This window comes from Algibacter sp. Ld11, from assembly GCF_045066735.1.
In the GTDB taxonomy this organism is placed as follows: Bacteria; Bacteroidota; Bacteroidia; order Flavobacteriales; family Flavobacteriaceae; genus Algibacter.
On record NZ_JBISHH010000004.1, the window covers coordinates 50,781 to 74,079 of the forward strand.

Annotated in this window: 22 protein-coding genes; 5 read left to right on the forward strand and 17 right to left on the reverse strand. The window is 33.2% G+C overall.

Annotation, left to right across the window (positions count from 1 at the left end):
• Window positions 1–86 precede the first annotated feature (86 nt).
• The 9 genes from ACJJV4_RS01375 to ACJJV4_RS01415 form a co-directional block, all read right to left on the reverse strand.
• Entirely contained in the window at window positions 87–1,589 is a 1,503-nt protein-coding gene (locus tag ACJJV4_RS01375; protein WP_405291346.1) for a phage tail sheath family protein, read from the reverse strand.
• Between the two features lie 196 nt (window positions 1,590–1,785).
• Window positions 1,786–3,021, reverse strand: a complete 1,236-nt coding sequence (locus ACJJV4_RS01380) for a hypothetical protein (RefSeq protein ID WP_405291348.1) — start codon at window positions 3,019–3,021, stop codon at window positions 1,786–1,788.
• Complete coding sequence (locus ACJJV4_RS01385) at window positions 3,005–5,737, reverse strand: DUF2339 domain-containing protein (RefSeq protein ID WP_405291350.1); 2,733 nt, start codon at window positions 5,735–5,737, stop codon at window positions 3,005–3,007. Before ACJJV4_RS01385 ends, ACJJV4_RS01380 begins: the two co-directional genes overlap by 17 nt.
• Window positions 5,738–5,981: 244 nt before the next feature.
• The gene (locus tag ACJJV4_RS01390; RefSeq protein WP_405291352.1) at window positions 5,982–6,989 is read right to left on the reverse strand and encodes an LLM class flavin-dependent oxidoreductase; all 1,008 of its coding nucleotides are present in this window, start codon (window positions 6,987–6,989) and stop codon (window positions 5,982–5,984) included.
• Between the two features lie 101 nt (window positions 6,990–7,090).
• Entirely contained in the window at window positions 7,091–7,291 is a 201-nt protein-coding gene (locus ACJJV4_RS01395) for a hypothetical protein (protein WP_405291354.1), read from the reverse strand.
• 51 nt (window positions 7,292–7,342) lie between these two features.
• Window positions 7,343–8,608: a S8 family serine peptidase gene (locus ACJJV4_RS01400; RefSeq protein ID WP_405291356.1), complete on the reverse strand. Its 1,266-nt coding sequence runs from the start codon at window positions 8,606–8,608 to the stop codon at window positions 7,343–7,345.
• Between the two features lie 5 nt (window positions 8,609–8,613).
• On the reverse strand, window positions 8,614–9,192 hold the full coding sequence (locus tag ACJJV4_RS01405) for a hypothetical protein (RefSeq protein WP_405291358.1): 579 nt from the start codon (window positions 9,190–9,192) through the stop codon (window positions 8,614–8,616).
• Window positions 9,192–9,893, reverse strand: a complete 702-nt coding sequence (locus tag ACJJV4_RS01410; protein WP_405291360.1) for a hypothetical protein — start codon at window positions 9,891–9,893, stop codon at window positions 9,192–9,194. Before ACJJV4_RS01410 ends, ACJJV4_RS01405 begins: the two co-directional genes overlap by 1 nt.
• Before the next feature lie 4 nt (window positions 9,894–9,897).
• A complete protein-coding gene (locus ACJJV4_RS01415) occupies window positions 9,898–10,728 on the reverse strand; it encodes a DUF2589 domain-containing protein (RefSeq protein WP_405291362.1) in 831 nt (276 codons plus the stop codon).
• Between the two features lie 238 nt (window positions 10,729–10,966).
• Between ACJJV4_RS01415 and ACJJV4_RS01420 the strand changes: the two genes are divergently transcribed.
• Window positions 10,967–11,404, forward strand: coding sequence for a TlpA family protein disulfide reductase (locus tag ACJJV4_RS01420; RefSeq protein WP_405291364.1), 438 nt, complete (start codon window positions 10,967–10,969; stop codon window positions 11,402–11,404).
• A gap of 14 nt (window positions 11,405–11,418) precedes the next feature.
• Here the strand turns inward: ACJJV4_RS01420 and ACJJV4_RS01425 are convergent, their stop codons facing one another.
• From ACJJV4_RS01425 to ACJJV4_RS01460, 8 genes are all read right to left on the reverse strand, one after another.
• Window positions 11,419–12,105 carry a GNAT family N-acetyltransferase gene (locus ACJJV4_RS01425; protein WP_405291366.1) on the reverse strand — a complete coding sequence of 229 codons (687 nt, stop codon included), beginning with the start codon at window positions 12,103–12,105 and terminating at the stop codon, window positions 11,419–11,421.
• 92 nt (window positions 12,106–12,197) lie between these two features.
• On the reverse strand, window positions 12,198–12,668 hold the full coding sequence (locus tag ACJJV4_RS01430) for a nucleoside deaminase (RefSeq protein WP_405291368.1): 471 nt from the start codon (window positions 12,666–12,668) through the stop codon (window positions 12,198–12,200).
• 157 nt (window positions 12,669–12,825) lie between these two features.
• Complete coding sequence (locus tag ACJJV4_RS01435; protein WP_405291370.1) at window positions 12,826–13,017, reverse strand: cold-shock protein; 192 nt, start codon at window positions 13,015–13,017, stop codon at window positions 12,826–12,828.
• Window positions 13,018–13,074: 57 nt separating this feature from the next.
• A complete protein-coding gene (locus ACJJV4_RS01440; RefSeq protein ID WP_405291372.1) occupies window positions 13,075–14,610 on the reverse strand; it encodes an SDR family NAD(P)-dependent oxidoreductase in 1,536 nt (511 codons plus the stop codon).
• Window positions 14,611–14,783: 173 nt separating this feature from the next.
• Complete coding sequence (locus tag ACJJV4_RS01445; protein WP_405291374.1) at window positions 14,784–15,569, reverse strand: patatin-like phospholipase family protein; 786 nt, start codon at window positions 15,567–15,569, stop codon at window positions 14,784–14,786.
• Window positions 15,570–15,602: 33 nt separating this feature from the next.
• Complete coding sequence (locus ACJJV4_RS01450; protein ID WP_405291376.1) at window positions 15,603–16,025, reverse strand: MgtC/SapB family protein; 423 nt, start codon at window positions 16,023–16,025, stop codon at window positions 15,603–15,605.
• Window positions 16,026–16,091: 66 nt separating this feature from the next.
• Window positions 16,092–16,751, reverse strand: coding sequence for a DUF6702 family protein (locus ACJJV4_RS01455; RefSeq protein WP_405291378.1), 660 nt, complete (start codon window positions 16,749–16,751; stop codon window positions 16,092–16,094).
• Window positions 16,752–16,834: 83 nt separating this feature from the next.
• Complete coding sequence (locus ACJJV4_RS01460) at window positions 16,835–17,830, reverse strand: YHYH protein (RefSeq protein ID WP_405291380.1); 996 nt, start codon at window positions 17,828–17,830, stop codon at window positions 16,835–16,837.
• 279 nt (window positions 17,831–18,109) lie between these two features.
• Here ACJJV4_RS01460 and ACJJV4_RS01465 point away from each other — a divergent pair, with 279 nt between their 5' ends.
• The 4 genes from ACJJV4_RS01465 to ACJJV4_RS01480 are packed head-to-tail and all read left to right on the forward strand — an operon-like array spanning window position 18,110 to window position 23,199.
• Complete coding sequence (locus ACJJV4_RS01465; protein WP_405291382.1) at window positions 18,110–18,790, forward strand: TetR/AcrR family transcriptional regulator; 681 nt, start codon at window positions 18,110–18,112, stop codon at window positions 18,788–18,790.
• A complete protein-coding gene (locus ACJJV4_RS01470; RefSeq protein WP_405291384.1) occupies window positions 18,783–20,447 on the forward strand; it encodes a peptidase domain-containing ABC transporter in 1,665 nt (554 codons plus the stop codon). The genes ACJJV4_RS01465 and ACJJV4_RS01470 overlap by 8 nt, the downstream gene beginning before the upstream one ends.
• Before the next feature lie 3 nt (window positions 20,448–20,450).
• Window positions 20,451–21,806 (forward strand): HlyD family secretion protein, encoded by a 1,356-nt coding sequence (locus ACJJV4_RS01475; RefSeq protein WP_405291386.1) that lies wholly within the window; start codon window positions 20,451–20,453, stop codon window positions 21,804–21,806.
• A 4-nt stretch (window positions 21,807–21,810) separates the two neighbouring features.
• On the forward strand, window positions 21,811–23,199 hold the full coding sequence (locus tag ACJJV4_RS01480) for a TolC family protein (RefSeq protein ID WP_405291388.1): 1,389 nt from the start codon (window positions 21,811–21,813) through the stop codon (window positions 23,197–23,199).
• Window positions 23,200–23,299 lie beyond the last annotated feature (100 nt).

Below are 23,299 nucleotides of genomic sequence, written 5' to 3' on the forward strand. Positions count from 1 at the left end.
AAGCGTGAAATGGAATATTATATTAAAACTGTAAATTATAGACTAATTGACTCTTTTTCTGCGACGCGTATTAAAATGGATAAAACCTATTCTGTGCTCATTTGATGTTCTAATTTTATTACCATAAATTCAGCGGGTTTAATGAGTGCTACATAGCACTCAACAATTAGCTTGCCGTTTGAAATATCTGTTTGAGTCATGGTTTCATTCAGTCCAACAAGCACGTTATAGGCATCTTTGGGTTTTGCCCCACTAAATGTACCATTTCTCCAGTTAATGTGTAAATAGTTATCAATTACAAGTTTTACATTAGCCCAAGTTTTGGAGCTGTTAGGCTCAAAAGTAAATGCATTTAATGCCAATTTTATAGATTGCTCTAACATGATTAGAGTTCTGCTTACGGGTACATAACGGCTACCTGAGGCATTTCCGTCAAGAGTTCTTGCTCCCCAAACTAAAACTCCTATACCTGTAAAAGCCCTTATGGTATTAATAGATTTTCCAGATCTATCCACAGTTAAAGAATTTATCATTTTGGTATTTATATTAATAGATGGTTTTATAACGCCGCTAAGACTAACATTTGCAGGTGCTTTCCAAACACCTCTTGCATTATCTACCGTAGTGAAAACACCTGCAATAGCGCCTGATGGAGGCAATAAGTTTTCTATTTCTGTAATTTTGTCTAATAAATTTCTATACGTTGGACTTTCATTAAGTAAGCTTACATTCAAACGTTGCTTTTCAAGATCATTAAAATTTAGGTAGTCTACGTTAAATAGTAGTGCCTTGGCCGCTGGTTCTGGTAAAAGTGTCTCTAAATTTATAGAGATGTCTAAGTTTTCAAAATTAAACATTGTATTGGATACAGTCTTGGTATGTAACCATGGATAGTAAACTGCGCCGTAATTTAAGTTTTGATTTCCTGTTTTGTTTCTTAAAATGCTAATAACATCACCTTCTTCCGCAGTACCTTCTATGCGTTCGCCAAAACCATTATGAACATCAAAAATCGCAAATCTATTTCTTAATGTACCACACTGCCGAAGTACGTTAGTGTAAACATGATAGCAACTATCTGAACTTAGTAAAACTGCATCTGGAATAACAATAAGCGTAGGTTCTGGAGTATGTAAAAGAGTATCAAGACCGGTAAATATGGCTTCTTTTTCAACAGTTTCACCATCGGGTTTACTTCCATAAGTTCCTACGGAAATAATGTAACACGCTCCTCCTCCATTTTCAAAAAATAACTTTAAACTCTTATGGAGATAAAATTGATGGCCATCCATATAACTAATAGCCATGTCTACACCAGCAATAGTTATTACATGTTCTATAGATTCATCGCTATTTAAGGATGCCGGCTTTAAACTGTATTTTGGTTTAAATCCTTCGCCAAAAAGCATATTATACTCAAAAAACGAGCTGATTCTTGTTGGAGTGTTTATCAACGAAATGCCGTTATTCATTGCTTTTTCTGTATAACCAATAAATGCCGGTATGGCTGTGGCAACTTGGTTAACTTGAATTGGTAAGGCATTTAATTCTTCTATATAAACACCTGGTGAAAGATAATTTTTAGCCATAATTCTATTTTATAAGCCTGACGTTAAAGTTTATAAATCGTGCTAGTTTTCAATAGAATAAATACAAGTTAATTCAATAATTGAAAAAAATTAGAATCTTTAAAAGGGAAAATTAAATATAATAAAAAAATGCTAATATCTCTGGTAATCTAGTTTTTAGGTGTTTGTTTTTCAATATATAAGAAAATATTAATACCTATTTCTTATTTAAATCTTTTATTAAGTTAGACGCATAATATAGAATAATAAGTCCTGCTAACCCAATACAGCACCACATAAACCAAGGTTGTTGCCAAAAAGATGTTTCTGTGACGCTTTTGATATTTTGTTTTAAGGTGGTTACAGAACCTATAGTTGCAATAGGTAAGGTTTGTTTTGAAGTGTTTACAACTTCGGAAATATCGTAATCAGGAAAATTTAATGCTTTATTGCCTGCCGTAACCTTATAAGTTGTTTGCGGTTTTAAAGCGGCAACCATGTAAACAGGTTTTTGCATAAACGTGATGCTGCTAATTTGCAGTTTTGGGTTGTCTTTGTTATCAATCTCCAAATAGAGTTCACCTGCTAAAGCGGCTGGAATATCAAAAACAAAATCTTTATCGGAACGTAATGAAAACGAACTAATAACTTTTCTATATGTTTCCATGTTACGTTTTTCTTCGCGAGATTCTAAAGCATATAATGTCGCATCACGGCTGAAAAGTGCTGGTCCAGTAATATTTAGTTTTATTTGGTGCATCACTTCTGGTCTTTCAAAAGTGATATGTACTTTAGTTTTTTTGTCTTCTTCTAAAAAAGAAATTGTTTTTACAGGGATACCATCCATTTTTATTGGTGATATAGTTTCTTTCTCAGCGCTCACCTTTCCTATTTTTAAAAGATTTATTGGTAACGACTGTTTATCATTAAAAACTACTTTGAGATAACGATAAGCTCCTAAAGGAAAATTAATAACCTTATAAACTTGAGTATCTTCAGGATGACTTAAATTATCTAATTTTCCATTATTAACAATACCGAACCATTTTTTTTTATTGTTACTACCTTCTAGTTTGTAACTTTTAGAACCTTGATAATTTGCAATTAAAAACACTGCTTGTTTTATAGATTTATCTGGATTTTCAAATATATACGTAGAGCTACTATCGGTTTCTTGTGCGGTAGAAATAACAGTGAATTCTGTAAAATCTGAAACCTGAGTTGTTTTGAAAGCCGTTGCCGATTTTAAAAAATAAGGCACTTGATTGCCTTTATCGTCTAAAATTCTAAGGTCGCGTAAATTAGCTGTAGCATGTGTACGGAAATTATAAGGCACAGGAATGTGGTATAGGCCAGCTTCTGTTACAGGTTTTATCTCTCCTTCTACGGCATGTTTTTGACCAAAGGCCATAGTAACACAAAACATTAAAAGTAGTTTAATCGATGTTTTCATTCTTTGTTGTTTTCTCATCATCAATAACCAAAACTTTTATTTTTTGATATATAAATGAAATAATTAAAATAAGGATTCCTAATAGTATAAATGCGATAATTTTTCCGGTTTCAGAAACATTACTAATATCGTATGCAAACAATTTTACAATAGTAAGCCCTAAAAGTGCAAGCGCAATAATTCGTACAGATTTTTGTTGCTTTTTTATACCCCAAAGCAAAAAAACAAACGCTAAAACACCCCAGAGCACAGGAAGTCCTGTTTTTATTATTTTGTACTTTGCCGATGAGATTAACTGGTATTTATTGGTTAATTGATTTTGTGCAGCCGTGAAATCCATAATATGGAGTCCTTGCAAAATCACTTCCGTACTAGCAATAACGACTAAGGCAATCACAGCAATCCAAATGGTTAATTTGTTATTGAAAACTGAAAACACTTTTTGAACCTTATTACTATTATATACTAAATACCAGAAATATAAAACAAAGGCCAAACCTACGAAATGCATATAGTATGATATGTTGTAATTATAACCATACAATATGTTTTCTTCAAACTCTAACCTTGGTATTATGGCTATACCAAAAGTGAATATAGCTATATTAAAAATGGCTAAAACATTAATTATTTTATCAATAACCGCTGTTCTATGTCGATATAGAATAAAGCACAATATAGCTGAAAATAGAAAATGATACTGTAGTAAAATTGATATTATGCCGTTAAATTGATAGTATTGATCCGATTGATAAATGACTTCCATAAAACCAACAAAATAACCAACAATAACGGCAAGGATGCGTGTGAGTTTTTTATAAAAAACAGGATTAAAAACTAAACCAAATTTCTTAAGATTTTCAGTTTCCTTGCGTAATAGTAAATGCACCGCAACAAGAGATGCTACCACTAAAAGGCCTGAAATAAAAATAGGATTAAGCATCATGCTAAAAACCTCATCTTCTAAATAAAAGCCCCAATCTAGCACCAAGCTACCAATCATTAAAGCTTGTACAATAACAGATGCAAAGCGATAACTTTTAATTTGCGATTTTTGAGCTAACCACATAAGCATAACGGCTTCTATTGCCCAAAAAATAGTAATATTATTTCCTGAAAACTGTATAGGAATAGCTAAAGTTATAAACGTTAAACTTAAACCTATTAGTAAATAAATACCTTTTTTATCTAAACCGAATTTCTTGAATAACAATAGTGAATAGCCCATGTTCATTACAGCTAAAAAGGCTGTAAATAACCCTCTTAATTCTGGTTTGTACGCTCCTAATACAACCATCCCTATTCCATAAAAAACGAAGTTGTTAGTTGCCAACATAGCAAGTTGAATACCAGTAAAGCTACCTTTATTTCGTAAATTGTTAATGGTAGTCATTACTAGAAATATTAAATAGAAAATAAATGCAAATGCTAAGGCTCCGAAATAATGAGGTGTTTCACTAAACACATCTTGACTTATCCAACCGCCAAATAATAAAATGGTAAAAACAAAAGCTAGAATATGTAAAAGTTGCCACTTTTTAAAGTACGCGAGCGTTAAAATACCAATATCTAAAATTGCTATATATGTAAATAATACCAGGTAGTTACCACTGCCTGTACTAATCATGAACGGAACAGCGAAACCACCAATTAGTGATAATATGGCTAGTTCCATTCTGTTGTACGATAGCGAAATTAAGCAACTAAATGCCGTAATAACTACCATAATGGCAAAGGCTACTTCTTGTCCAAACAATTTGTATTCATGAAAGGCAATAGCAATAGTAAAGTAAAAAATGGCAATAGCACCTGCAACAAGCACAGAGCTAAAAGGCGCATATTTTTTACGCAATTTATGTGCTATAAATAGCACTAAACTACCAGCAAGAATACCAATACCAACACGTGCAGGTTCGTTAATCCAATCTTTATCAATAGCGTATTTTACAAAATAGCTAATACCTAAAACAAGAATAAGAATACCAATTTTATTTATGAGGTTTTCTCCAATAAACTTTTCTAAATCTGGGTTTTTCTGCTTAAAACGTTCCCAAAGTGGCGGTTTTGGCTCCTTGTATTCTTTTTGTGCAGGAGCTGCAGACGCCGTATATGCGCTATCCGAATGTTCAATTACAGCTTCAGCATCTTTGCTATCAATAGCTTCGGTTTGTTTATTATCTATAACACCATGCGTATAAAAGTTGTAATCTTTCAATAAAGTGCTTATAAACTCTAAATTGCTTTGTTCTTTAACTTCATTAATTCCAAGAACGTCAACCATTTTATTTCGTAATCTCAGCAAGGTTTCATGATCTTGTGAAGCTTCTGCAGTAACTAAAATGTTTTTAATAATATCAACATCTTTAGCGTTCAACTTAGTAACACTAGCGTAGGTTGGTATATAGTTCTTTTCCGTTGAGTTCTCTGCAAAAGAAGGTGTTTCCGCAGGAATGTCTATTGGAGGAATAAAAGTTTCTGTTACAACCTCAGCAATAGGTTCTTCTTCTTCTTCAATATCTTGCTCCATGTTTGTTTTAAGAATAGTCTCAGGTGCATCAGACTGCTGAAATCGTTCTTTATTTAAGAGCTTATGAAGTCCGTTTAATTTGTCGGTTAATTCTTCAATGTCTTCTTTTAACCGATTACTTTCTTTGCTATATTTAGAATTCTGAAAGATTAGTAATAATATAATAACAACTGAAAGAATATATTCCATAGGGAGTTTGGATGTATTAAATGCTTCAAATAATAATACGCAATGTAATACTTATCTTTAAGATTATATATTCGATGGAAAAAAGAAGAAAAAAAAAGAAAAAAAAAGAAGAATTTAAGACTCTAGAATTGTTTTTTGCCGAGTAAATAATCAAAAAAAAGAAGGGAACACTTTGTTGTTTAGCAACAGCTTCCCTCCTAATCAGATTTTTTTTAAATCGCTTCTAACGAATATTCTTAAACTATTATTGATTCAACTCCTTCATGATTTCAGCAAATAATTTATAGGACCGTATTCTATCTTTTACATCATAAATATTAGTGACTGCAATAAGCTCGTCGGCTTGGGTTTGTTCCATAAAGGTTTTTACCTCTGCTTTTACTGTTGCTTTACTTCCTACGAAAGTATATTTAAGCATTTGATGAACTTGCGGGTTTTGTACAACTTCTTTTAGATCTGCCGTCATGTCTGTTGGTGGTTGTACAAAATCAGGTTTTCCTGTAAAAATGCCCACAATCATGCGTATTAATGATGTGTATAAACGTTGTGCTTCCTCATCGGTATCTGCAATAATAATATTAACGCCAACCATTACGTAAGGCTTATCTAATACTTTAGAAGGTTTAAACTCTTTTCGATAAATATCTATGGCATTCCATAAATGCGTAGTAGCAAAATGACTCGCAAAGGCATAAGGCAATCCTTCTTTAGCTGCCAAATGTGCACTATCTGTACTAGAGCCTAAAATATAAATAGGTACTTCTACGCCTTCTGCTACTGTTGCTCTTACTCTAGAACTTGCATTTTCCTTTGTAAAGTAGGTTTGTATTTTTTCTAACTCCTTTGGAAATGCATGTGCGGCATCCATAAAATCAGAGCGTATGGCTTGTGCTGTTTCTCTATCCGTTCCTGGTGCTCTACCTAACCCCAAATCAATACGGTTTGGATATAAAGATGCCAAAGTGCCAAATTGCTCAGCAATAATTAATGGTGAATGGTTGGGCAGCATAATACCGCCCGAACCTACTTTTATAGTTTTTGTGCCTTGAGCCACGTAACCAATTAAAACCGATGTGGCACTACTGCCAATATTTGGCGCATTATGGTGTTCAGCCAACCAATAGCGGGTATAGCCATAGGTTTCGGCATGCTGTGCTAACTCTAAGGCACCATTGTATGTTTGTTTAAGTGTATGGTTTTGAGATACTAAAGCTAAATCTAAAATGGAATAAGCTGTATGTTTCGTTTTCATGATAAATAAAATGCTATTAAAAATAACAAGAGGTCAAAATCCATACCAATTTTAATTCTTTGAGCATAATTATATAGATGATACTATTCAATAGAAAACACTTATAATTCCATGGTTTTTTCTTCTTCAATAGATTCTATATACTTTATGTTTTTATGTTCTAAAGCAGTATTTCTTTCTAACTTCAACATGTTAAATCGCGGATAATACTTTAGTATTTTAAAATCCATATCTGTTAGGTATTGAACAACATGGCTGTCTATTACCACATCATTTTTTAAAACGGCCAAATAAATTTTCATGAGTTTAAAATAAGCATTTTTACTTGAATTAAAAATAAAAGCTTTTTGAGTTTACGGTGTTTGCGCTAGTCCTTGACCAACATCTCTAAGTAATTGGTTAGTTAATTGTTTAGCTCGTTTTTCTAATTTTAACCAAATACCTTCGGCAGATAATTGTGGAAATGCTTCCCAATATAGAGCTGCTAATCCTGCTACATGTGGTGTGGCCATACTTGTGCCATTCATAGTTTGATATAAATTACCTGCACCTGCATGCTTCGATGATGTGCTGAATACATTGACACCAGGTGCCGAAATATCTATACGACCGCCATTACTCGCATTAATACCTCCATTAGAGAAACGTGCTACTTTTAGAGCTTCATCTAAAGCCGCAACAGCCATTATAGATTCTGCATTAGCCGGGCTACTTACTGGTTTGGGTAAGGTCGGTCGATTGCTATCGTTTCCTGCCGCGGCAATAACCAAACTATTATGTTCTAAGGCTTTTTTGCCAACTTGTTCAAATATTGGCGATGGTTGCTCGCCTATTCTTACGGGAGACCCTAAAGACATTGATATCACTTTGTGTCCTTTCTCTAAACTATTATCAATGGCATCGACTATTGCACTGGTTGAGCCACTACCAGAATCACTTAAAACTTTAGAAATGGCAATATTAGCTTCGTGTGCTACGCCATACCTCTTTTGGTCTATTTTAGAAATAAAACCAGCGGCAGTACCAGCACAATGCGTACCATGTCCGTGCATATCCAAATCCCATTGCTCTCCTGGTACAAAAGATTTTCCTGTAATGTTTCTACCTTTAAAATCTGGGTGTTCGGCATAAAAACCGGTGTCTAAAATACAAATATCTACGCCTTTACCGGTGTAATTGCTTAATTCCATGCCAATGGCTTGTAATCCCCAAGTAAAATTATTCTCAACGATAGGTTTATTATTTTGCTTAATAAGCAATTCTAATTGATCTAAAGCACCTGTTAAATCTTCTATTTGTGCTTTCATGCTATTTATAAGATCGAGTTCTACTACGGGTGTGAAAATGCGATCTTCTTCCCAATAAATTATCGGGTTAGATGATGCATTGGTTAAGCTCCTTAGTTTATCTATTTCATAATCTTCAACAATGGCTAAACCAAGGTTCTTTAAAAAGAGGCCGTTGCCTGAACTTAAAACGTCTTGTGCTCTTACGGTTGAACTCAATTCTGCCGAGGATGTAAATTTTAAACTCAAATCTTTTTCAGTTTTTCTTAAACTGGAACGGCTATCATCTTTTAACTGAATTATATATTTATTAGGTGTTTTTTTGGTTTTCATACTGTTTAGTTTTTAAGTTTAGAAAAGGCTATATCTATTAAAATGCTTATGTCTTCTTGTAAAATATCAAGTTTTAATTTTTTATCAATTACAGCAATTTGTTCATTGTCTTTTAATGTATTCCATAAGGCTGTACACTTCTCTAAATTATCGGTTATATTAATTAAGTTATCGCTAATAAGCTTGGATTGATATGCAGAAAGTATTACTTGATTAATAGTTTCTGTAGACGTACTTATAAGGTTTTCTATAATGGAGAGCGAGTTACGGAGCGTTTCACCTAAATGTGATAAGCAATGAAAACAAGCTGTACGAACCAAATCGCGTCGTCTCGTTTTAACACGCTCTAAATGTATTGGGTCTATACCAGAAACCGCTAAATCTAAATAGGTTTTTAATTCACTTATAGCACTTTCTGCCGTACTGTCACCCACCTGTCCATAATAGTCTTGTACTAGGTTTAGTAATGTCATTAGCGTTTTATCTAAGTCGTATTCCTTTTTAATAAATTTTTCGTTTTGCAAAATAAACTGTTGCATAAAACCCTCTAATTGTTGTTTTTTAAAATGAACCAGTACCGTCATTATTCAAAAATTATTTCTTCTACTACATTTCCTTTTTCGTCGGTTGCATTGTGAATTCGTATACCTTCCTCAACCATTTCCACATTAAGCGTTAATAATATTTTACCTTTATCTTTCTCGTCACTAGTATTCGGATCAAAATAAATATCATTAAGTTTAGATGAAATGGGTTTATACCTATCGGTGAGAGATTCCTGAAGTATTTTTTCCAATTCATCGTTCTCTACCGAAGCAGCATCAGCGGTGGTATTAAAAGTTCTAACTTTTATTAAATCTAACACCGGTTTTTTTAGGTCTATTTTTAAGATATTATCTTTAGGATTTTTAATTATTAAATTATTATCTTTTTCCAACTTATCGATAACTTCTTTTAAGTCCTTTTTAATAAGTACATCTTTGGTAATAGGAACAAGCTTAAGGTTCTTTTCTTTGTTAACTAATTCAATTTTGGTATTAACATCTTTAAGAAATTGATCGTTATCCATTTTAAATTCGTAGTTTGTTTCTGAGTCTAATTCCGAAATTTTAATAGGAATACTTAGCTTAACAGATGGCATAGTAAACCTTGGAACCCTAAAATATTTTAGATAAGGATGCTTTGCATATTCCTTGGCAATTATAACAGCTTGTTCATCGGCTTTTTTTCTAGCTTGGACTATCTCTTCATTGAGATAGTCCATGTAGTCTGATAGTTTTATCATAATTTTATTCAGATAAAATACCTAATACCTTTTCTAGTCCTCCAGGCATTTGGTCGTTAGTAGCCACCACTTTTACGCCCATAGTGTACTCCTTTTCTACTTTTACACCTGTACTAGAAGATCGTTTGTACGACGCAGATACTTTAAATTTTACTGGTCCCCAACCGCCACTAGCACTCGCATCAATACCAAATTCGCTACTAACGTCTTTAGTGTACACAGAGTTCAACTTAACGTTAAAATCGACTTCGCAGGTTTCAATACGTAAGCTAGGAATATTTAAAACGGATACAAAAGGCACTTTTAAAGACACATCTTCACTAATAGTTGCACTTGGATCTGCTGGATCTGGAACTTCTTTTTTATATGAAAAATCTACCATGCGTAAGTTCCCATCGTCATCAAAACCTACTTCTTTAATAAAATTAACAGTAGACATCGAAGCGTTGGCTTGCGCAGTAACGCAGGCATTTAAAGGCCCACCAATTAAATTCTCAAAATCAATACTACCTAATTCAGCAGCAAAATCGGCATCGGAAGCATCTAAGGTTGAAAATTGATTATCGTCTTTCTCGATTTGAGCAAAAATGGTTGATAATAACTCCGAGGAATTGGTAACATGAGTTTCCCACTTTACATTGTAATTATCTTTAAAAGATTTTAAAATAGCTAAGAGATCATCGTTTTTTGTTTTAGGAAGTTCACTGACCTGAACACCAGTAATTTCAGAATAGTCGTCACCAACAATTTCCTGAATACCTGTTAGTAAATCAACAAGTTCTTTTTTAGTTTTTTTTGAATGGTCTTCGTTTAAAACACTTTGTAATGTCTTCATTTTGTAAGGGATTTAGATTAATGTTTAATTTATATTACAAAGTTTAATAATTTAAACACTTAAAAACCAAGGGTATATACTGAAATTAGCACGGGGTTTTCCCCTTTTTTTTAAAATTAATTTTAAAGACTATTTAAGAATGAAGACTAAAAATAGATTTATTTAATCAACACGCTTTAAATAAAAACTTATCCTAATAAATACCTAAATTTGTATGCTATTAAGGTATACTTATAAGATGAATACAGAAATACAAAGCATAAATATTGAAGATTTAGATGGTGTAGCTACCGATTTAATAACCTTATATAAAAATAAAGTTTTACTGCTTATTATTTATAATAACGATTGTTTAGGTTGTACTGGGCGCGCCATTCCGTTGGCTTACGAGTTTCAGCAAAAATATCCATCAATCCAAGTAGCAGGTATTCATGCAGATTTTGTGAATAGAGAAGGCACAAAAACTTCTATTAAAAGTGTTTTTACAAGTGGTGAGAATCCGTTTCCTATTTATATAGACAAGCATCATCAGGTTTACGATCAATTTAAGTCTGAAGGCACACCACAATGGTTACTTATTACGGAACAAGGCGAATTGTTTCGGTCAATTTTTGGTTCGCAAGATAATGCTAAGAACAGGTTGTTTTATGCGCTAGAAAGCCTTTGTGAGTCATAAAATAGCTGGTGTTTCTATTTTTTATGATACAACCACCAATTCATATCTCGCGTTAACTGAAATCCTAATTTTTGATAAAGCGGAATGGCTAAGTTACCTTTATTTGTGTGTAAAATAGGTTGTTTATTTACTTTCAAAATTTCTTTTGTGTTGTGAGCTATTAGTTGTTTTGCCAATCCTTTTCTTGTATAATTGGGGTGTGTAACAACAGCACTAACTTCTATAAAAAGATCGGTTTGCATACGTTGGCCAGCTATAGCTACTAATTTACCATCCTTAATAATGCCATAATAATTCCCCATTTCAAAGGTTCGCTTTTTGTAATAACCAGGCATTACTAACCAAACTAGGTTGTAAATTTCTTCAATATAGCTATCGTCTAGCAATACAATATTTTCTGTTATTTCAACATCTGATAGTTGATTTAATACCATTTGACAACCTTCAATTTTTCTGTCTAAAACAACCTTGTTTTCGTCTATTATTGGGGTTTTATTTTCTGAAACAAAGAAAAATGAATCGGATTTTTTTACATATTCACTTGAAGCTTCTGCCGTTTTTGTTTCATCGAAAAAAGCTCCAAACGGACAAACCTCGTGGTGATAAAATTGTACACCATCGGAAACCACAGCAAATTTTTTATGCGTTTCTTTTAATGAATGCCAAACAGGGTTTTTTAATTGATCTTCTAAATTTATCATTAGAAATACTTAAATTAAGTTGAAATACTCCGTAAATAGAAGCTTAAATATAATTAAGTTAAAAATTGTTTTAATAGACTTAACGCAACAAATTAGTATTCCGTTTTATCCATTTTTTTAGACCATTCATTAAATGGTTCTAAAGCGATTTCACGAGCTAATTGCTCGAAAGGGATGCTTCTTTTTTCGTATGGTAACGGAATTTCCTTGTAGATAAATTCATCATCAAAACCGATATTAGCTGCGTCTACCTGATTACTTCCGTAGTAAACCTTATCTGGTCTCGCCCAATAAATAGCACCTAAGCACATAGGGCAAGGCTCGCAAGAGGTATATATTTCGCAACCATCTAGTTGAAAAGAATCTAGGTTTTTACATGCATCTCTAATGGCCGTAACTTCGGCATGTGCTGTAGGGTCGTTGGTAGAGGTTACTTTATTATTACCACGACCAACTATTTTTCCGTCTTTAACAACTACGCAGCCAAATGGGCCACCTTCATTGTTGTTCATTCCTTTTAAAGCTGCATTTACAGCTTCCTGCATAAATTTTTCTTTGCACATCGTTCTTCTAATTTTTCCGAAAAGTACAGATTATTTGCTGTTTTATTGATGGAGATTTGAGATTATTTTAATGGTTTCTGTAAGCTGTTAAAATTTTAAACAAAAAAAGCCCATCAAAATAAATTGATGGGCCTTTTTTAAAACTTGAAGTATATATTTAGATAACTTTTACGTTAACTGCATTTAGTCCTTTGTTTCCTTCTTGTAAATCGAATTCAACAACATCGCCTTCACGAACCTCGTCTACTAAACCTGAAATGTGTACAAAATGATCTTTGTCTACACCTTCTTCTGTAATAAATCCGAATCCTTTAGTGTCGTTGAAAAATTTTACTGTTCCTTTACTCATAATAATATAGTATTTATAATTACTTGTGTAAAGGTAGTGCCAATTTATAGATAAGGACTACCAATCTATAGGAAAATAATCTTTTAAAAATTTACCCGACCAATGTTTTCCGGTATTAATCCCGTCAATAACCGGATCCATTACCCTCGCGGCACCATCAACAATATCTAGCGGTGGCTGAAAATCGTGAACTTCTACCTTTTTCTTAGACAATTCGGCCGGATCTTCGTCGGTTACCCAACCAGTATCGACTGCATTCATGTAAATTCCTGACTTTGCAAAGGTAGCTGCCGAGGTATGTGTAAGCATATTTAAAGCTGCTTTTGCCATGTTTGTATGTGGATGTCTATCTTGTTTTTTAAACCTATGGAACTTTCCTTCCATGGCCGAAACATTTATAATGTGTTTTTTTCCTGTGTTTTCCTTCATCATTAAATTTGATAAACGGTTACACAACACAAAAGGCGCTACAGCATTTACAAGTTGTACTTCCACCATTTCGGTAGTTTCTATTTCACCTAATTTTAAACGCCAGCTATTTGTTTTTCGTAAATCTACTTGTTGTAAATCGGCATCTAATTTTCCTTCTGGGAATACCTCTGAGGTTTGCAATGAGTTATCGAAACTGTATGGGATTTGAGATAGTTCGGCCGAATTACGCAATCCAATACCCGGTTCTGGACCGTGCCATGTTACTGGTAATACGTTATTTTTATCTGTTTTTGATGGGCTTATACTTAAACTCGATATTTCTTCTAGACAACTCTCATGATCTTTAAGTAAGGTTTGTGCTAATTTTGGTAATTGATCTATGGGTAATTTTTCATTTTCCATTAAATGGAAATAAAAACCAGACGGACGCCTTACAGTTTGCGCAGCATTATTTATTAAAATATCTAAACGATCGTATTTTTGTTCTATGTAGTTACAGAAAATTTCTACGCTTGGTATGTGTCGTAAATCGAGACCGTGAATGTGCAAGCGGTCGCTCCATTGTTTGTAATCGTCTTCTTTAGCAAATCGAATAGCCGAATCGGCAGGAAAACGTGTAGTTGCTACAACAGTTGCTCCAGAGCGTAAAAGCATGAGCGTAATATGATACCCTATTTTTAATCGCGAACCAGTAATTACTGCCACTTGGCCTTTTAAATCTGTGGTTTGAAAACGTTTGGCATAATTTAAATCACCACATTCGGTACACATTGTATCGTAAAAGTGATGTAATTTAGTAAATACCGTTTTACAAACGTAACAGTTTCTAGGCGATTCTAATTCTGGAGTATCTTCTGGAATGGCTGCAGCTGCCAATAGTTTAGGAGCAACAAACAGTGCCGATTCTCTTGCCGAACGAATACCTGTAGATTTTCGAGCATGCTTATCTTTAGCAATCATTTTACGCTTTGCTGCTTTTTTAGCATCTTTTCTACGACGTTGAAACTCATCGCGATTAGGGCGAGTTAAGGCGCCTGCAGCTTTAAAAAGAGCTACTCTTTGCTCTTCGGGTAATTCGAAAAGTGTATTGGTGTCTTCTAATAAATTTTGTAACGTAGCGATACAAGCTTCTATATCTAGGTTACTAATGGGCTTACTCATAACAACGACTTGATTTAATCTTTTTGTAGGTTTAAAAGAGTGTAATGTGCTGCTTGAAACCTGAAAACTTTTTATTTAGTTGGCGAAGATAATACCATTAAATTAGAAATCTTCCTAATATATGTATTAGCCTATTTATTTTATGGAACTTGTTAATTTTAAGATTGAACCTATTACTTTAAAGTTTTTAAAATATTATCCATATTGTCCATAGCTTGATTATACCCGATATCGAACAATTCTTGAGATTTGCTAATAGAAAACATGCTGTAATTAAAGTGTTTATCGATATGTATAGACACGTCGCATTTTTCTATGCGTTCTTGTACTGTACTCCAAACGGCCAGTTGCAAACAGCGTTGTGTAATTTGTACGGCGCCTCTAATATTATCTTTAAACTCATGCTCGTTAACACTTACCCCTATTATTTTTTCTGAAGTTTTTAATAGCGGTTCAATAGGTAAATTATTAAGCAAACCACCATCGACATATAAGTGATTATTAATTTTTATAGGTTTAAATAGTAATGGAATCGCGCAAGAGGCCGCAATAAATTCTATTAATTTGCCAGAGGATCTAATTTCGAAAGCACCTACATTAATATTAGATGCGCAAATGGATAACGGAATTTTCAGGCTACTAAAATCATCTTCTAAATATTGATTTAAAAAAGATTTTAAGCGTGTCATTTCTGTAAGCTCTTTGTTTACAAAGCCTATTTTAAAAATTTGTAAAAACTCATGACTTTTCGCTAAGTCTAATATTTCTAATGGCTTATAGCCAGTACAATACAAAGCACCAACTAAAGCGCCAGCACTTGAACCAGAAAGATGTGTGGGATAAATACCATGTTTGTTTAAGGCTTCTAACACTCCAATATGTGCATAAGCCCGCGCCCCACCGCCAGAAAGAACAAGTCCAATTTTTTTATCAATTTTAGCTATTGTTTGTTTTATCAAAACGACATTGTGGTTTTAGTATTCAAAGCTTAATTATCTTCTTTTTTTTAACCATTTATCTAAAGGGTCTATAGATAAATTTATAATTAGTATGAGTACAGTACAGATTGCTGTTTCTTTATATAAACCTGTTGCGGCAATACAACCGATGGCCGCGCTGCACCAAATAGTAGCTGCAGAGCCTAAACCATGGACATTAACACCTTCTCTAAAAATAACACCTGCACCTAAAAAACCAACGCCGGTAATAACTTGGGCAATAATTCGGGTAACATCTACAGCTTTTTCTTCTTGCTTTATTAAAAAAGATAACAAAACAAATATTGCAGCTCCCGAAGCCACTAACATATTAGTTTTTAAACCTCCTGTTTTATTCCGCCATTGCCTTTCAAAACCAATAGCTAATCCTGCTAAGGCGGCCGCAAAAAGACGTATAGTAAAATCTGTAACTGTCATCTTAAAAAGATATATGATAGTTAAAGATAAGAATAAATTTTATGTTGTTTTAATAAGATTAAAGCATTAATCTTTTACAATGGTTAGCACGGCAGTTTTAACCGAAATTGGAACTTGTCTTTTTTCTTTAATTTTTTGATAGATAAAAACCACTAACCCAAGCACTACCAACGCAAGTAATATTTTTGTCGATAAAAAATTAGCTTGATTATCAGTTTGTTTAACAAATTTATGATCTTCAACATTTAGACTTAAAGCAAAATCGTTCGATTTATTTAAAACAAAATGTTCTTTACTAAACCCTTTTTTTAGAAGTACTAAAGCACTTTGGCTTCTATTAATATCTCTAAAAGCAGTATTTGTAACGTTTATAGATGTTAATGAATCAGGAATTCCCATAACCTGAAAAACAACTTTTGTTTCGTGACCCAGCTTTACAAAGCCATGCTCTAAAATTAAGAGAGATTCCCTGTTATTAACCTTTATGCTTATATTGTTTTTAATGTGCGTAATAACCATTTCCTTAAATTCTTCAGGAGTTTTATACGGCGTTTCTGCAAAATGACTTCTTACTTCTTGCTGAAAAGCGGTTAGTGACCCCGTAATTTGTAAAACCCAAGTGTCATTTTCTTGTTGTACTAACATCGTGGTTGATATATCTGGCTGATGGGCCTGCATGAGCAGGGATGTTGTAAGGAATATAATTACTAAAGCTATTTTTTTCATAATTAGAATGTGTTGTACAATTAATTTTTACTAAGAAATAAAATACGTGCTATGCATTAAACAGCACGCATTTGTAAATGTGTTTAGTTGGCATATGCGCCATATAAACAATCTATAAAGTTGTTGTTTCCTGGTGCATCAACATGGTAATGATAGCCTCTAACCTCATCTGTATGCCCACGGCAAGCATCTAAATCTGTTGGTTCGTTTCCATCGTCATCAAGTTGCGCATAAATACCATGTCCGTCCATAGCATACCCAATCATGGCGGCATGGTTGTCCTCTTGAGCTATTTGTGTACTTACACCTGTAGCGGCATGGTAGTGGTATCCCGCTGTTAAGTTTATATGTCCGCCAGCATCATCAAATGGCGCTAATGTATAAGCCCCTAAAATAGCATCAGTTGGTGCAGGCGCATCGAAAACAACACCATTAAAAGCTAAGCCTCTTTGAGACGGTCCGGCTGCTCCTGGTCCAAAACCACTAAAACTTGTTGCTGTGGTTTGCTTTACTGGAGTAATTGGTATTAAGTATGTTTTTGATATATCGGCCACATAAGATGGTAAACATTCTACACAAAAATTCTCATATTCCTCTCCTACGTTAGGGTTTGCAGCATTAGCACAATCATCTTCAGTTTCTGTAGTGTATATATCGCCATTTTCATCGTACATATGCCAAGTGGCATCGTTATAGAATTCTGCCATATTTTCAATAAAAGCACCATCAACATCATAAACTTCTCCACTTTCTAACCAAATTCCTCCAGCCGATGCATCGTCTGAGATGTTTCCAGGGCACCATGGTCCCATTTGATGGTCTGATGGTGTGCTCGTAGCGACTATTTGGTAGCAATCCGTAGTTGTTCCATCGGATAATGTACAGGGCACCGTAGTAATGGTTACAGCTGATGTATTTGTTAAAAATAAAGAGGAATCTACGCTTAAAACTAAGTCGTCGCTAATTTCTGCAGTATCAGATCCATTGGTATTACTATCGTCTGATCCACACGCTGTGAATGATAAAATAATCATGCAAATAAGGATAAGGCTTTTTACTTCTAATTTGTTTGTTTTCATGCTCTCAGTTTTATTCTGTTATTGTTATGTTTATAAGTTTAGATTAAGGTTTCAATATTTACTTGCGGTGAAAAATCAGTTTTAAGAAAACTTTAGCATATGTAATAAGTGTTTCATTTTGTTTTAATCTATTTTGCTTTAAAGTGCTATTTAAAAGCGGTTGTAACGTTTTTAACACTTAAAAAAAACTTGTATAAGAATTTTCTATGGTACCATTAGTAATTAGAATTTGTAAAAATGATAGTATTACTATTATATTTGCGTAAACAAGTTTCAATAATGAAAGATTTACTGTCAAAATTTAAAATAGAGCTACCTGAAGGAATTTACCTGAAAGATCCAGAGTCGTCTACTTTAGGAAAAAAAATTATAGAAAATAGCATTATTCTCATTGAAGAGATTGGGTTCGAAGATTTCAATTTTAAAAAACTTGGAAAATATATAGGTTCTAACGAGAGTTCTATATATCGTTATTTTGAAAGTAAACATAAAATACTTTTATATCTAACCTCTTGGTATTGGAGTTGGTTAGAATACCAAATGGTTCTAGAGACTTATAGTATAAATAACCCGAAGGAAACACTTATACAAGCCATAGATGTTGTAACGCGAACCACAAAGCAGGATAATAAATACACGCACATTAACGAGGTGTTATTGAATCAAATTGTTATAGACCAAAATTCAAAATCTTATCATACCAAGGATGTTGATATAGAAAATAAGGATGGATTATTCCTGCCTTTTAAACGTGTTGTACATCGTTTATCAGATATTATTGTTGATTGCAACTCCAGCTATGAATATCCTTTAAGTTTAGCTTCTACTATTATTGTAGGCGCCTTGAAACAACACTTTATCAAAACGCATTTTAAATCTATTTCGAATTACGATGAATATAAAAAACCAACCGATTTTTTCACAGATTTGGCCCTAAAAACATTACTACTACATGGATAACAGTACATTGTCACCCTGGAAACGCTTCTTAGGATTATTACGATTAGAGCGTAAAGATATTTATCAAATAGCATACTATGCTGTTTTCGATGGCTTGGTTGCTTTATCGCTTCCCTTAGGTATTCAAGCCATAATTAATCTACTTCAAGGCGCCCAAATTTCTACATCCTGGGTTGTTTTGGTATTATTAGTAACTTCTGGTGTCGCCTTTTCGGGTGTGCTTAAATTAATGCAAATGCGCATTATTGAAACTATACAGCAACGTATTTTTATGCGTGCCTCTATAGAATTGAGTTATCGTTTTCCGAAAATTAAAATGCGGGAATTACGTCAATATTATCTACCAGAATTAGCAAACAGATTTTTTGATACGTTAACCATTCAAAAGGGATTATCAAAAATTTTAATAGATATTCCTTCTGCTTTATTACAAATTATATTTGCATTACTTCTACTTTCCTTTTACCATCCATTTTTTATAATTTTTGGCTTGTTATTATTGCTTCTAATTTATGTAGTTTTTAAATATACTGCACGACGTGGTTTAGAAACGAGTTTAAAAGAATCTAAAGCTAAATATAAAGTAGCGCATTGGTTGCAAGAAATTTCTAGAACGGTTATAAGTTTTAAACTCTCGGGTAAAACGAGTTTAGCCATAGATAAAAGTGACGGTTTGGTTGCCGGTTATTTGGACTCTAGAGAAAAGCACTTTAAAGTATTGGTGCTTCAATTTATTCAATTAATAGGCTTTAAGGTTTTAGTAACTCTAGGTTTATTGTTAATTGGAGGTTTCTTGGTTCTAGACCAACGTATGAATATAGGACAATTTGTAGCCGCAGAAATTATTATTATTTTAATTATTAATTCCGTTGAAAAACTAATTAAAGGTCTCGAATCTTTTTATGATGTTTTAACGTCTATTGAAAAATTAGGGCAAGTAGTAGATATGGCTTTAGAGTCTCAAAGTGGTGAAACCATAAGAAAGGATGCCGATTTAACAATTGAATTTCAATACGTGTCTTACCTAGTTGAAAACCGTTACAAACCTATTTTAAGCGATGTATCTTTTACAATAGAGCCTAAAGACAAGATTTTGGTTAAAGGTGAAAGTGGTTCTGGGAAGTCTAGTCTATTGCAACTTATTGCGGGATTAATTTCTCCAACCTCTGGCTATGTTTATGTCAACAATTTATCCTTACAAAGCTTATTTAAAAATGAATATCGATCTAATTTAGGGTTGTCACTATCTGAGGAGTCGCCATTTGAAGGGACATTAAGAGATAATATTACTTTTGGAAATAAAGATATTAGCGATGATACTATTTATGATGTTTTACAAAGCTTAAATTTAACTACGTTTTTACAACAACAAACCAAAGGTTTGAATACTATTTTGAAGCCTGAAGGAAAACAAATGGCATATACTATATCGAAAAAAATAATATTAGCTAGAGCTCTGGTTAAACAGCCAAAACTTTTAATTCTAGAAGATCCGTTAGATCATTTTGACAAAGAAGAAGCTACAAAACTTATTAATTTATTAGCCAGCCCACAAAGCCCATGGAGCTTAGTTGTTGTGAGTAATAATGGCCTGTGGGACGCTAAATGTAATAAGCATATTGAGCTTAAAAATGGATTTATCATAAATAAACTGTAAGCTATGTTGAATATAACAAAGAATCACGTTTCAGAACATATAGATATTAAAACCTTGAAATCTGGAAAAGACATTTTTACGGTGCAATACCATAAACGATTTAAAAATTTTTTAAAGGTATTTTCTATTCTTATTGTAGTGATTATCTTTTTACCGTGGACACAAAACATAACAAGTACAGGTTTGGTAACAACTTTAAAACCTAACCAACGCCCACAATCTATACAGTCTCAAATACCAGGACGTATTGAGGAATGGTTTGTGCAAGAAGGAGATTTTGTAAAACAAGGCGATACTATTATTCGTATTTCTGAAGTAAAGAGTGATTATTTCGATTCGCGCTTAGCAGAGCGAACAGGTAACCAACTTAATGTAAAATCATCGTCTGTAGCGGCATATAAAAACAAAGTGGTAGCATTAGGAAATCAAATTTCTTCATTACAACAAGAACGCAGATTAAAGCTAGAATCGGCCAAAAACAAATTATTGCAGGCGCATTTAAAAGTGACCACAGATAGTATGGATTTAGAGGCTATTAAAATAAAAGCAGATATTGCCAACACGCAGTACGAGCGTACCATCTCTTTACAAGAAGAAGGTTTAAAAGCGGTTAAAGATGTTGAAGAAAAGCGCAATAAATTACAAGAAGCCGAGGCTAAGTTAATGTCTCAGCAAAACAAGTATTTAAGTACTAAAAATGAAGTAATAAATGCGCAAATTGCTATCTCTACAATAAGCGCTACTTACGGTGATAAATTGGCAAAAGCCGAAAGTGGTTTATACACCGCACAGTCTAGCGGGTATGATACCGAAGCCGAAGTATCTAAACTAGAAACTAGCTTAGCCAATTATACTAAGCGTAGCAGTTTACTATTTGTAACAGCTCCGCAAGATGGTTATATTAATAAAGCAATTAAAGCTGGTATTGGTGAAACTTTTAAAGAGGGTGAGCAATTGGTTAATATTATGCCAGCTAATTATGATTTAGCTGTAGAAATGTACGTGCGCCCTATAGATTTGCCATTAATTCATAAAGGGGAAAGTGTTCGTGTGCAGTTTGATGGTTGGCCTGCAATTGTTTTTAGCGGATGGCCAAATGTATCTTATGGAACTTATGGTGCTAAAATTGTAGCTATCGAAAATTATATTAGTACTAATGGTAAATACCGTGTTTTGCTAAAACCAGATACTGACGATGTAGCTTGGCCAGAAGCAATTCGTGTGGGATCTGGAGCTAAAAGTATTGCGTTGTTGAACGATGTACCTATTTGGTTTGAACTTTGGAGGCAAATAAACAGCTTCCCTCCTGACTTTTATAAGCCTGATAGTAAAGCCGAAACTTCAAAAGATAAAAAGTAAAAGGATGCAAAAACTTATCATTATCGTATTGTTTTTAATGTCTTCCATTGGTTTTTCACAAGAAGGCGATGCGGTTTTATCATTAGAGGAATATTTGGGTTATGTAAAAAAATATCATCCCATAGTAAAACAAGCGCAACTTATCACGACAGAAAGTGAGGCCAAATTGTTGAAATCTAGAGGGGCCTTCGATCCAAAATTGGAGGTAGATTATAATCGTAAAAAGTTTAAGTCTACCACCTATTACGATAAGCTAAATACCACATTTAAAATCCCTACTTGGTACGGTGTAGAGCTTAAAGCTAATTATGAAAATAACGATGGGACCTATTTAAATCCGGAATATAACACACCAGAAGATGGTTTGTATGGTGTTGGAGTTTCAGTTTCTTTAGCAAAAGGTTTATTAACCAATGAGCGCATGGCGACTTTAAAACAATCTAAATTATATTTAAAATATGCACAAGCAGAACAAAAACTTGTAATAAACGATATTTTATACAATGCTATTTCTACCTATTTTAATTGGTTAAAGAATCATCAAGCTAAATTGGTTTATAACGATTATCTAAAAAATGCAGATATTCGGTTGCAAAATGTAAAAAGCAGCTTTTTTGCGGGCGATAAGCCTGCTATTGATACTTTGGAAGCAAGTATTAATTTGAAAAACAGGAAACTCGATTTTGAAAAAGCGAAAATTGGGTATATTAAATCGGCTTTAGAACTATCAAACTATTTATGGATAGAAAACAACATTCCTTTAGAGTTAGAAGAAGGTGTTTTTCCGGATATTACTACTATTGATAAAATAGATGTTATTTTAAACAGTTCTGTATTAAATAGCACGGAAGAATTAATAATAAACCACCCTAAACTTCAAAGTCTTCAAATAAAAAAGGAAATCTTAACTGTTGATAAGCGTTTAAAAACAAATAACTTATTGCCAAAAATAGATTTGCAGTATAATTTTCTGTCTAGCGATTATCAAAATGCTAACGATTTTAATACTGCTAATTACAAAAGCGGATTAAATATTAGCTTTCCTTTATTTTTAAGAAAGGAACGTGCCGATTTAAGATTAGCTAAAATGAAACTTCAGGACATTGGTTTTGATATTTCGGCAACTAAAGTTAACCTGAAAAATAAAGTAAATGCTACCATACAAGAAATAGATTCGTATTACACGCAGTTTAATCTTTTACAAGATATTGTTAAAGATTACAAACAAATTGTATATAGTGAGGAACGCAAATTCAGCCTAGGTGAAGGCTCTCTCTTTTTGGTTAATTATAGAGAAGTTAAACTAATTGAAAGTCAATTAAAAGCAATAGATATTGAATACCAATTATTTATTAGTAAATCTAATTTATTGAGAGTTTTAAATAATTTGTAATTATTAATATTTTAGTCTCAATTTTACGTGTTAAACACGTAAAATTGTGCCACTTTGTTTTCGTTTCAATTAAGTTTTTTGACTATTTGAAATAGAACTC